Here is a 12,834-nt window from a genome sequence, read left to right on the forward strand (position 1 = left end):
GAATTAGGATCTACCAGAGCATTTGTCGGGTTGGAATCTACTTTTTTAGTGCATCTCGCTTTGATTTCTAAAAATGTTGACACGAATTACACTAATCTTCACAAATTCATCTGTTTTTGGAAATTACGACACTAAAATATTTTCTATGAATTTCACGAATGCAATTGGCTTTCTGTCTGTTTTAAAACCTGCAGAATATTATATACTTAAATGGAATGGATACCAATAGATCGCGTTAATCAGCATGTTATTACTAGATAAGTTAGAAGGTTGCTGAATTATGATTACAAACTGTTAACTGCCAGCTGCCGACTGAAGACTGCCAACTGAAAACCGCCAACTGAGTACTAAGAAATGTAATTCCAAATATTCTTATACTTACTCAACTGTCCGTAAGTATAGCGCAATACTTTATTTTCGGGAAGCGATAGTGAAGGGTCGGCTTTTAAAATAGCTTTCGCATGATGGCGTGCATGTTGCAAAATGTCTTTGTCCTTAATGACATCGGCAATTTTGAGATTTAATACACCGCTTTGTTGCGTGCCCATCAAATCGCCTGGGCCACGAAGTTGCAAATCAACTTCGGCAATTTCAAAGCCGTCATTCGTACTGACCATAGTTTGAAGTCGGGTTTTGCTGTCTTCACTAAGTTTGTGGCTCGTCATCAAAATGCAATAGCTCTGCTCGGCACCACGACCTACGCGACCTCTTAATTGGTGTAATTGAGATAATCCGAAGCGTTCTGCACTTTCGATAATCATGACGGAGGCATTAGGAACGTTAACACCAACTTCAATAACTGTGGTGGCGACCATGATTTGCGTTTCGCCTTTTACAAAACGCTGCATCTCGAAATCTTTATCGGCAGGTTTCATTTGCCCATGAACAATTGAGATTTGATATTCGGGCATTGGAAATTCCCTAACGATACTTTCGTAGCCATCCATCAAATCTTTATAATCCATTTTTTCGCTTTCTTGGATCAGCGGATATACGATATAAATCTGCCTGCCTTTTGCAATTTCCTCTCGGATAAATTTGAAAACTTTTAAGCGATTTTTATCATATCGATGGACGGTTTTTATGTCCTTTCTTCCAGGTGGTAATTCGTCAATTACGGACACATCCAAATCTCCATAAACGGACATGGCCAAAGTTCTTGGAATCGGGGTTGCGGTCATAATTAAGATGTGCGGAGGCGAGGTGTTTTTATGCCATAATTTACTGCGTTGCGCCACTCCAAAACGATGCTGTTCATCAATGACGGCAAGCCCTAAATTCTTGAATTTTACCTTATCTTCGAGCAGGGCATGGGTGCCAATTAAGATGTCTAATTCGCCATTTTCGAGCGCCTCATGAATTTTTCGTCGCTCTGAAGTTTTAGTTGAACCAGTGAGTAGTTTTATACTGATGTTCAAATTATTACATAGCTCAACTAATCCGTGATAGTGTTGGACTGACAAAATAGCAGTCGGCGCCATTAAACAGGCTTGAAAACCGTTGTCAAGTGCCATTAACATTGACATGAGGGCAACTATAGTCTTTCCGGAACCAACATCGCCTTGCAATAGGCGATTCATTTGCGCATTGCTTCCTAAATCGGCTCTGATTTCCCGTAAAACGCGTTTCTGTGCGTTGGTTAAATCGAAGGGCAGATGCTCCTGGAAAAAGGTGTTAAAATAGTGTCCGACATGCGCAAAATTAAAACCTTTAATTTTTGATTTATGGATCAAATTCTTGATGATCAATTGGAGCTGAATGTAGAATAATTCTTCAAATTTTAATCGGAATTGTGCCTTCGAAAGTAGTTCTTGATTCTCCGGAAAATGGATGTTAAAAAGGGCTTTGCTTTTCGAAATTAATTTCAGTTCTGACAGTAAATTATCGGAGAGTGTTTCTTCAAATCGACCTTTGGTTTCCAAAAATAATTGCTGCATGATCTTGTTCAAAACACGATTGGAAATTCCTTTGTTTGCCAATTTTTCGGTAGATGGATAAATCGGTTGCATGGCCGATCGGAGGTTTTTTTCGTGCTCTTCCACCAGTTCCATTTCAGGATGTGGCATGCTGAAAACACCATTAAACCAATTGGTTTTTCCGAAAATCACGTATGGTTTTCCAAGTCTAATACTTTCTCGGATCCATTTATGACCTCTAAACCATACCAATTCTACAATGCCAGTATCGTCCTTGAAGGTGGCAACTAAGCGTTTTCCTCTGCCTTGTCCAGCTTCCTTTAAGCTTGTGATTTCTCCGATAATTTGAACGTCAGCGCTATTTTGTTGCAGTTGGTTGATTTTATAGTACTGCGTTTTGTCAATATAGCGATTGGGAAACAAATTGATCAAATCTTGATAGGTGTGAATGCCAAGTTCGCTTCGCAGCAAAGCGCCACGACTTGGGCCGACGCCTTTGAGGTAATCGATAGGGGTTTGTAGTTGGGCATTCATAGCTGCGAATTTAACCAATTCCTGCGAAAGCAGAAATGAAATTGTGTAATGTGTTGAGCTTTAAAATATCAAATTATAAATTGTTCAACAAGTTGCTTCACGCTTCGTTCTTCATGCTTTGTACTCGACACTTCGTACTTAATACTTTGCACTTCTAACCTTATGCTTCAAGTGGTTTTTTTTCTTAATTTGGTCATACCTAATTATGTGTCATAAATGAACCGCTTTCTTTCTCTTTGTTTTCTTCTGTTTCTCGGACCTGTTTGCGCGCAGCAAACTGATGTTGTTGATTTTGAAAGAATTAAAGCAGAATTGAGTTTTGAGGGCTTAAACAAGGTTTCTGGTTTTGTTTTTATCAACTTCAAAACCTTAAAAGATATCGATTCAGTTTATCTTGATGCTGTAAAAATGGATTATAAGAGTTTGAAATTGGGTGATCGAAAGAGCGAGTTGGTTGAAGGCGTTGATTATCGCGTTGAAGCTGATAAAATAGTCATCTTAAATAATTTCAAAAAAAACACGGATTATCTCTTGCAATTATGGTATTCTGCTCAGCCCAAAAAAGCCTTATATTTTGTAGATGATCAAATTTGGACCCAAGGACAAGGGAAATATACGAGTAATTGGCTGCCGAGTATCGACGATATGAATGAGAAGATTGAGTTCGATTTATCTATTTCTTTTGATGATGGTTATGTTGTTTTGGCCAACGGAGAACTTGTGAAAAAAGAGTCTGTCCCACAGAATAAGACGACATGGCATTACGATATGAAATCGCCCATGAGCAGTTATCTTGTTGCGCTTGCTATTGGGAAATACAATAAAAAAACGGAAACTTCGAAGAGCGGTGTTCCTTTAGAATATTACTATTATCCTCAAGATTCCGCTAAAGTAGAAGCGACCTATCGCTACAGCAAACAGATGTTTGATTTTTTGGAAAATGAGATTGGCGTGTCGTATCCTTGGGGTGTTTATCGACAGGTGCCGGTCAAGGATTTTCTGTATTCAGGAATGGAAAATACGTCATTGAACATTTTTTCAGATGCTTTGGTGGTTGATCCGATAGGATTTAACGACCAGAATTACGTCAACGTCAACGCTCATGAGCTTGCGCATCAATGGTTTGGCGATTTGGTGACCGCAACGAGCGGCACGCATCATTGGCTTCAGGAGGGTTTTGCGACCTATTATGCACTTTTGGCGGAGCGGGATGTGTTTGGTGAAGATTATTTCTATTGGCAATTATATGAGTACGCACAACAGCTTTTGAAGCAGGAGCATGCGGGGGAAAGCACTTCTTTGCTCGATCCGAAGTCAAGCAGCGTGACGTTTTATCAAAAAGGAAGTTGGGCCTTGCATGTGTTGCGTGAGCTGGTGGGTGAGGTCGCTTTTAGGGCAGCTGTGAAAAATTATCTCGAGAAACACCAATATCTAAATGTGGAAACTTCCGATTTTGTAAAGGAGGTTGAAAAGGAAAGTGGTCAAGATTTGTCTGAATTCGTCAGAATTTGGATCGAAGATGTTGCGCTTCCGCAGGATGATATGGTGAAAAGCTTACATAAATCGGCGTTTATCAAGGAGTTTCTTGATGTCAGCTGTGAGACTTATCCTTTGAAATGCAAGGATTATTTAGTTTCTAATATTTCCGATAAGGCAAAAGTCAAGATTCTTTCCAAAGATGCTTATGAAGTGAAATTAGAGGATTTTAATAATAATCTTGAGGTGCGGCAGGCCATCGCTCAAAAGATGACCGCTATTCCCTCAGAATTTAAGAACGCATATGAGTCGCTTTTAATGGACAAATCTTATAAAACGATAGAAGTGGCATTGTATAATCTATGGGTTAATTTTCCAGCAGATCGGGCTAAATATCTACAGCAAACCAACTCTATTTACGGTTTTAGCGATTATAATGTGAAACTACTCTGGTTAGCCTTACATTTAAATACATTAGAATATCAACCGGATAAAAAACAGGATATTTTTAATGAATTAAGAGGTTATACGAATCCAAAATACAGTTTTGAGTTGCGGATGAATGCTTTTAATTACCTGAAACTGGTTAAGGGATTTGATGCGGTTTCAATAGAAAATTTAATGGACGCCACGAAGCATCACAATTGGCGGTTTCAACAGTTTGCAAAACGGATGGTTGAGGAGTTGGAAGGTGATGTAAGTTTTAAGCAGATTATTGATAGTCTTAGAAATTAGTTGTTAATTGTTGATAATTAATGGATGACGTGCTGATAAGCCTATACGGCATGCTTTAGTTTTCTTTAATAACGAATAACGATGAGTCAATGAGAGCATTAATCATATCTGGTGGAGGTAGTAAGGGCGCATTTGCTGGTGGTGTGGCGCAGTATCTCATTGAAAATAAAAAGCTGGATTACGATTTGTTTATTGGTACGTCAACCGGAAGTTTGTTAGTGTCGCATTTGGCCTTAAAAAAAGTTAAGGAGGTCAAAGAGCTTTACACGAGTGTAACGCAAAAGGATGTTTTTAATGTGTGTCCGTTCAACATCAAAAGAAAAAATGGGATTGAGACCATCAGCATCAATCATTTTAATGTGTTGCGTAATATTTTGAGTGGCAGAAAAACTTTTGGTGAAAGTCAAAATTTGAGAAAACTTATTACGGATCACGTTACTGAAGAAGGTTTTAATGCTTTAAAACTATTGAAAGCTGATGTGGTGGTGACGGTTTCGAATCTGTCGCTTAATCAAGTGGAATACAAGTCGGTTAAGGACTTTGAATATGAGGAATTTATGGACTGGATTTGGATTTCTTGTAATTACACGCCTTTTATGTCGTTGGTTAAAAAAGGAGGGTGTGAGTATGCCGATGGTGGTTTAGGGTCGATGGTGCCAATTGAGGAGGCTATTAGGCGTGGCGCAACGGTTGTGGATGCTGTGGTTTTGCAGACCGAAGTAACACAGTACAACAGGATGCCGTCCTTGAATGCGTTCTCTTTGTTGACGAATATGTTTGCATTTATGTTGGATAGAATCGAATACCAGAATATTAGAATTGGAAAATTTGTGGCCACCAATCAAAAAGCTATTATTAATTTTTATTACACTCCGACTGTGTTGACGACCAACTCGCTGGTGTTCAGTAAAGAGAAAATGACAGCGTGGTGGCAAAGTGGTTTTGATTTTGCGAAGCATAAAAATCAAGAATCGAGTCCGTTGAAACCAGAAAAAACCAATTAGATGAAAAGAGCATTAGTGATTTCAGGAGGAGGGAGTAAAGGCGCCTTTGCTGGCGGCGTGGCGCAGTATTTAATGGAAGATAAAGGCAGGAGATATGATATGTTTTTAGGAACATCTACCGGGAGTTTACTGGTGCCGCATTTGGCGGTTAATAATATAGGGAAACTGTATGATATTTTCACAAATGTCAGTCAACGCGATGTTTTTAGTATTAGTCCGTTTGTGCAACATAAAAAAGATGGACGTGAATATGTCTCGATCAACTATTTTAATTCCTTGATTCAGTTTATAAGGCGCAAAAGAACTTTTGGAGAAAGTGGTGCGTTGCGAAAGAATATTAAACGCAATTTTACGGAAGAGGAGTTTGAAAGCATTAAAAAGTCGGGCATTGACGTTGTGGTCACCGTGGCAAATCTTACCAAAAGTAGCGTCGAATATAAGTCGATCTTAGATTTTGATCACGATGAATTTTGCGATTGGATCTGGATTTCGTGCAATTATATCCCCTTCATGTCGTTGGCCGTTAAAAACGAATGTGAATATGCCGACGGCGGATTAGGTTGTGTTATTCCTATAAGGGAAGCTATTTTGCGAGGGGCCACAGAGATTGACGCGGTTATTCTAGAATCTGAAAATATGGAAGGCAATAAGGTGCTTGGGAAAAATCCCTTCTCGCTCATGATTAATCTGTTTTCATATTTGATTGAGCAGGTTGAGAAAAGGGATATCACGATTGGTCAATTGGCCGCTGCCAATCACAATGTAAAGCTCAATTTGTATTATACACCAACAATGCTCACGGAGAATTCGCTGATTTTCAGCAAAAGATTAATGACCAAATGGTGGGAGCAAGGTTATAGTTATGCAAAGTTGAAGCATGATGACGATAAAACAGAAACAAGAATAAATGGAAAGCATCAAATTCCAAAACCTAAATTACCGGTTGAAAAATAGCGATTGTTTACTGCTAACTGAACCCTGAGACTGTACACTGTTGACTGCCAACTGAAGACTGCCAACTGAAGGCTGCTGACTAATTTTTACCACATTTCGCCCACTTCTTGTTTGATATAGGAAAGTGCTGCATCGCTAGGGGCGCGTTTTTCCATCATTTCTGTTAAAACCACCTCTCTCAATTTGTTGGCGGTATCGGTTTTTTCTAAAAGACTGGCTTTTCTAATTAATTGAATTGTGGCATTTTTTGCGGCACATATAATGTTCCAGCAATCGTCGGTAACGTAGATTTGTTGCGATAAATTATGTTCAAATTCCTGCTCAACGTTTGCTATAAGCAAGCTTTCGTAATCTTCTTTATTAGAAGATATTGGTGTAACTCTGATTAGTAATTTAGCAGGAGAGATGCGTTCCAGAAAAATAGCCATCCGTTCGTAGGCTTGTAGGCGCAGTGGCATTGTGTTTACTTGCATGTCTTTTTGCAGTAAAAACCGCCGTCTTCCATCTTCATTTTTAGTGTGTTCCTTAAAAAAATAATAGGCTACAAGTCCTGTGATTAAGGCAGGGATTGCATAGAGCAAGGCGTCAATAAGTTTTGTTGCTAAATCCATAACGGGTGTAAAATTTTATCAAACATAAGTTGTTTTTTTTAAAATTTCCGTAAGAATTTTAAAAAACAAGGATTTAAAACCTTTCGAGAGTCTGTTAGGATTTCAGTTACAAATATTTTTATTGAGATACTAAAAAACATATCAATTGGATACCTTTAGCTTATGACGAAACCTTTAAAGATCACTTTTATTATGCTGCTGGCACTAGTAGTGCTTAGTATTGTTGGGTATTTTGTAGCTGATGCCATCATCGCTTCAAAACTTGACAAGTTTCTTAAAACAAAGCTACCTGAAACCATCGGTATGGAGTACGAGTCGATTGATATTAATATTTGGCGGGGAAGTGCGGTTATGGTGCGTCCTAAAATTGTGAGTAAAGGTGGCGACACTTCAAAAGTCAGTGCTGAAATTGAATTAGACGCCATCATAGTCGATGGCTTTGGTTATTGGAATTATTTCGTAAATGATAACATTCATGTGGAGAGCGTTCAACTAAGAAGTCCGAAATTGCGTTATAATCATGACAAAACAATTCCCGAAAATGACAGGAATAACTCCAGTTTAAATCAACTTAAACAGGAAATTAAAGTCGATCGCTTTAATATTCAAAACGGAGAACTTACGATTCGTGATAGGGTAACAGATTCCATTGTGCTACATTCAGAAGGAGTTGCCGCAAATGTTATGAGCATTTTATTAGATGCTGCGTCGGTAAAAAAGCCATTTCCCTTTAGTTTTGAAGACTATAATCTTTCATTCAATGATTTTTTTTATAGCATGGGAACTTATGAGAACCTGACCATTTCAGACGCTCAAATAGACCATAAAAAAGCGTTGTTCCATCAATTGAAAATATTTACGAAATACTCCAAAACAAAGTTGAACCAAATCATCTCGACTGAGCGCGATCATTTTGATATCACGATGCCTTCGTTGGTTTTTGAGTATCAAAAATTCGGATATGAGCAGGATTCTGTTTTCTATTTTAAAAGTCCAAAAGTCATTTTCGAAGATGCTGAAATGTATATCTATAGAAATAAGTTGATTGCAGATGATACTACGCGTAAAGAGCTTTATAGCAAGATGCTAAGAGATCTGAAGTTTGATTTAACTTTAAGTGAAGTTGAGCTTAAAAACGCGACTATTGTTTATTCTGAAAAGGTAAACACTGATATGCAGGCGGGTAAGATTTCATTTACAAAGTTGAATGCCCACTTGAAAAATATCAGTAATACGTACGCTGCTGGAGAAAATACCACTTTAGATATTGATGCTATTTTTATGGCAAAAACACCTATTAAAGTCCATTGGGAATTTGATGTTAATGATGTCAACGATGCGTTTGTGTTCAAGGCGGATATTGGTAAACTACCCGCGCCAGATTTAAATCCGTTTTCGCAACCCAATTTAAAAGTGCTTCTTGAAGGCGAATTGTTCCATACCTATGCGACCATTTCAGGGAATAAAAATACTTCACGGGTCAATATGAAAGCCAAGTATGAGGATTTTAAGGTGGACATTTTGGATAAAGAAGGAGAAAAGAAGAATAAAGTGCTGTCTGCCATCGCCAATTTATTTATCAAAAAGAGCAGCGATCAAGCTGATCTGGGTTTTAGAGAAAGCTTTAAAGATGATATAGAGCGCGATAAAACCAAGTCGATTTTTAATTTCTTATGGTTAAACTTAAAAGCAGGTTTGGTCAGTATTATGACTGGTAACGGCAATCAATAAGATTGGCCAAGCTATTTCTAAAATTTTAATAGTATTAATCGCTCACGATTTTATCTTTTTCTTAGGTTTATCCGCATATAGAAGGGCTTATTGTTCATAATTATTAGCGAAATCATTCGTTAAAAACAGAAGCTTTGGTTAATTTCACGCTTTAATAATTGGAGGAGTTTTGGAGAAATATTTAAGTCAGTTAAATGAGGCACAATTAGCGCCAACATTGCAGAAAGATGGCCCTATGATTGTGATCGCAGGTGCTGGATCAGGGAAAACGCGTGTCTTAACTTTTAGGATTGCTTATTTGATGAGTCAAGGTGTGGACCCATTTAATATCCTGTCGTTGACCTTTACCAACAAGGCAGCGCGTGAAATGAAGAACAGGATTGCCGAAATTGTTGGTACTAGTGAAGCGAAAAATCTATGGATGGGAACGTTTCACTCCGTTTTTGCTAAAATTCTGCGTATTGAAGCAGATAAATTGGGTTACCCAAGCAATTTCACCATTTATGATGCACAGGATGCGCAACGTTTGATTTCATCCATTATAAAGGAAATGGGTCTGGATAAGGATATTTATAAATACAAACAGATCAGTTCCCGGATTTCATCCTATAAAAACAGTTTGATTACGGTTAAAGCATATTTTCAAAACCCGGAGTTGATGGAGGCTGATAAAATGGCCAAACGTCCACGAATGGGAGATATCTATAAACAATATGTAGAGCGCTGTTTTAAGGCAGGTGCGATGGATTTTGATGATTTGTTGTTGAAAACCAACGAATTACTGACGCGCTTTCCCGATGTTTTGGCAAAATATCAGAATCGATTCCGTTATATATTGGTGGATGAGTATCAGGATACAAATCATTCGCAATATTTGATTGTCAGGGCATTGTCTGATAAATTCCAGAATATTTGTGTGGTTGGGGATGATGCGCAAAGTATCTACGCCTTTAGAGGTGCCAATATCAATAATATTTTAAATTTCCAGAAGGATTATGACGATGTGAAGCTGTTCCGTTTGGAGCAGAATTACCGATCGACCAAGAATATAGTCAATGCTGCCAATTCCGTGATCGATAAGAATCAGACCAAACTTGAAAAAGTGGTTTGGACAGCCAATGACGACGGACCCAAAATCAAGGTCAATCGTTTGATGACCGATGGCGATGAAGGCCGTTTTGTAGCGAGTTCCATCTTTGAAAACAAAATGGAACATCAAATGATGAATAGCGATTTTGCTATTTTATACCGTACCAACGCACAATCTCGTGCTATGGAGGATGCTTTGAGAAAGCGCGGGATTCCTTACAGAATATATGGCGGTCAGTCCTTCTATCAGCGTAAAGAGATTAAAGATGTCCTGTCTTACTTACGATTAATTATCAATCCTGCCGATGAAGAAGCGCTTAAGCGAGTCATTAATTTTCCTCCACGTGGTATTGGACAGACAACCATAGATCGACTTATTGTCGCAGCCAACGGTTATAACCGTTCCATTTTTGATGTGATGAAACATGTAGATAAAATCGACATCAATATCAACTCAGGCACAAAGAATAAACTTCAAAATTTTGTGACAATGATCGAGAGCTTTCAGGTGATGAATCAAACAGCAAACGCTTTTGAATTGTCAGATCATGTGACGAAAGTTACCGGACTTATCAAAGAATTTAGAAATGATGGCACGCCAGAAGGGATTGCCAAAATGGAAAATATAGAGGAGTTACTGAACGGGATCAAGGATTTTGTGGAGGGTCAGGAAGAATTGGCAGATGCCACTGGTGCTTTACCTGAATTTTTGGAAGATGTCGCTTTGGCAACCGATTTGGATGCTGATAAGGGCGATGCAGACCATGTGGCGCTGATGACCATTCACTTGGCAAAAGGATTGGAGTTTCCTTATGTATATATCGTTGGGATGGAAGAGGACTTGTTCCCAAGTGGGATGAGCATGAACACCCGAAGCGAATTGGAAGAGGAGCGACGCCTATTTTATGTGGCCTTAACCAGAGCAGAAAAGCAAGCGTACTTGACTTATACGATGTCACGCTACCGTTGGGGAAAATTGATTGATGCTGAGCCTAGCCGTTTTATTGAAGAAATTGACGAATCTTTTTTGGAGATTTTGACGCCCATTGATGAAAGACGATTCAATCCGATGCTTTCTCCTGATATTTTTGGCGATATTCCACCAGATCAAATCCGATTTAAAAGACCTGTAAAGCGAAAATCAGAAGAAAAACCACCAAAATTTATTCCGCCAGCAAAATTAAAGCCGGTTGGAAAGTCCGTAGGAAGTCCAAATATCAATTTATTTGATGGAAAACTGACGGTTGGCAATGTGGTAGAACATATGCGTTTTGGAAAAGGCGAAGTTTTAAAAATTGAGGGCGTAGGTGCAGATACCAAAGCTGAAATCAATTTTCAACATGGGGGCGTTAAAAAATTATTGTTGCGTTTTGCCAAATTGGATGTGTTGGGGTAGATTGGAGTTCATAGTTATGAATTCAGAGTTATGAGTTGTGAGTTTGAAGATAAGTGAAGAAGTTAAAAGTATTTTGTGAAACTATTCTTGAAGGACATTAAGGGTTTGGTTAAAAACCGCCGAACTTAATGTTCTTAATACCTAAATGATCTTAATGGTTCAAAGAAAATAAATTATTTGGAAGTTAAGGAGTATTTTCTTTTTCACGCGCTGTGCTCCGTGCTCCGTGCTTCAAACTTCATGCTTTTTACAGCAAATGCATTTGTATAAACTGCTTTAATTTTGACTGTGTATCCAATAATTCGTTTTCTGACCAGGTATGACGCGCATTTTTATACCAATTCGTGGTTCACATCCAACATCCTCCGCCATGGATTAAAATCATAACTTTTGTGGAGCTCTTCGAAATATTCAGAGGCATTCAAACTTCCGTTTGGAGCATCTATTGTATCTTTATTACAGGAGAATGTCACATAAGCAAATGCAATTGTGAGTAAAAGTAATTTTACGGCTTTCATAAAGACTATATTAATTACATTATAAACGTTATAAAAATACATATTATGGCTGAATTTATTAAAATCTATGAGGAGAACCCGAATGCTAAGGAGATAAAGAAAGTAATTGATGTGCTGAAGGCTGGTGGATTGATAATTTATCCTACCGATACTGTTTACGGATTGGGATGTGATATCAATAATATCAAGGCCTTGGAGCGTGTGGCGCAAATTAAAGGTATAAAATTGGACAAAGCCAATTTTTCTTTTATCTGTAGTGATTTGAGTAACTTGAGTGATTATGTGAAGCAAATAGATTCAACCACGTTTAAAATATTAAAACGCGCCTTGCCAGGGCCTTACACTTTTATTCTTCCAGGTGCCAAAACGCTTCCGCATCCTTTCAAAAAGAAGAAAACCGTTGGTATTAGGGTTCCTAATAACAATATTGCTTTAGAAATAGTAAGACAATTGGGACGGCCAATTATTTCAACATCCATTAGAGATGAAGATGAAATTATTGAATATACCACAGATCCAGAGTTGATTTTGGAGAAATGGGACAACCTGGTGGATTTGGTAATTGATGGTGGTTATGGCGATAATTTGGCTTCTACCATTATTGATTTGTCTGAAGAAGAGCCTGTAATAGTGAGAGAAGGTAAGGGGAGCTTGGAGATTTTTTAGCAAGCTATTTTCTGGTGTCAATGAAAGATTCATCATTGATCTTAAAGGATAGAAAAAAAAATATAGAGTCAAGACTTTTGACGTAAGGGGTTAAAATACATTTTTTAAAACTTGAATTTTATCAAGGACTGTATGTTTTAAAAGCGTCCCAGACCATTAATAAAAGGGATAGCATAAACGTTTTTATATATCAAATCCAAAAAC

9 protein-coding genes are annotated in these 12,834 nt (G+C 38.1%); 6 read left to right on the forward strand and 3 right to left on the reverse strand.

What is annotated here, in order from left to right:
* Positions 1-347: 347 nt before the first annotated feature.
* Complete coding sequence (gene recG, locus ACOH2D_RS12660) at positions 348-2,450, reverse strand: ATP-dependent DNA helicase RecG (RefSeq protein WP_449535464.1); 2,103 nt, start codon at positions 2,448-2,450, stop codon at positions 348-350.
* Between the two features lie 216 nt (positions 2,451-2,666).
* Between recG and ACOH2D_RS12665 the strand changes: the two genes are divergently transcribed.
* From ACOH2D_RS12665 to ACOH2D_RS12675, 3 genes are all read left to right on the forward strand, one after another.
* A complete protein-coding gene (locus ACOH2D_RS12665; protein WP_449535465.1) occupies positions 2,667-4,661 on the forward strand; it encodes a M1 family metallopeptidase in 1,995 nt (664 codons plus the stop codon).
* A gap of 89 nt (positions 4,662-4,750) precedes the next feature.
* Positions 4,751-5,665 (forward strand): patatin-like phospholipase family protein, encoded by a 915-nt coding sequence (locus tag ACOH2D_RS12670; RefSeq protein WP_348035377.1) that lies wholly within the window; start codon positions 4,751-4,753, stop codon positions 5,663-5,665.
* Positions 5,666-6,619, forward strand: coding sequence for a patatin-like phospholipase family protein (locus tag ACOH2D_RS12675; protein WP_348035378.1), 954 nt, complete (start codon positions 5,666-5,668; stop codon positions 6,617-6,619). It abuts the gene before it with no gap.
* An 86-nt stretch (positions 6,620-6,705) separates the two neighbouring features.
* Here the strand turns inward: ACOH2D_RS12675 and ACOH2D_RS12680 are convergent, their stop codons facing one another.
* Positions 6,706-7,230 (reverse strand): DUF7935 family protein, encoded by a 525-nt coding sequence (locus ACOH2D_RS12680; RefSeq protein ID WP_348035379.1) that lies wholly within the window; start codon positions 7,228-7,230, stop codon positions 6,706-6,708.
* Between the two features lie 192 nt (positions 7,231-7,422).
* Here ACOH2D_RS12680 and ACOH2D_RS12685 point away from each other — a divergent pair, with 192 nt between their 5' ends.
* Both ACOH2D_RS12685 and ACOH2D_RS12690 read left to right on the forward strand, forming a co-directional pair.
* Entirely contained in the window at positions 7,423-8,961 is a 1,539-nt protein-coding gene (locus tag ACOH2D_RS12685) for a hypothetical protein (protein WP_449535466.1), read from the forward strand.
* A 169-nt stretch (positions 8,962-9,130) separates the two neighbouring features.
* Positions 9,131-11,446: an ATP-dependent helicase gene (locus ACOH2D_RS12690; RefSeq protein ID WP_348035381.1), complete on the forward strand. Its 2,316-nt coding sequence runs from the start codon at positions 9,131-9,133 to the stop codon at positions 11,444-11,446.
* 332 nt (positions 11,447-11,778) lie between these two features.
* Here the strand turns inward: ACOH2D_RS12690 and ACOH2D_RS12695 are convergent, their stop codons facing one another.
* Entirely contained in the window at positions 11,779-11,964 is a 186-nt protein-coding gene (locus ACOH2D_RS12695; RefSeq protein ID WP_449535467.1) for a hypothetical protein, read from the reverse strand.
* Positions 11,965-12,009: 45 nt separating this feature from the next.
* Between ACOH2D_RS12695 and ACOH2D_RS12700 the strand changes: the two genes are divergently transcribed.
* Complete coding sequence (locus ACOH2D_RS12700) at positions 12,010-12,630, forward strand: L-threonylcarbamoyladenylate synthase (protein ID WP_348037328.1); 621 nt, start codon at positions 12,010-12,012, stop codon at positions 12,628-12,630.
* Positions 12,631-12,834: the final 204 nt, after the last annotated feature.

The organism is Gelidibacter sp., assembly GCF_053579655.1.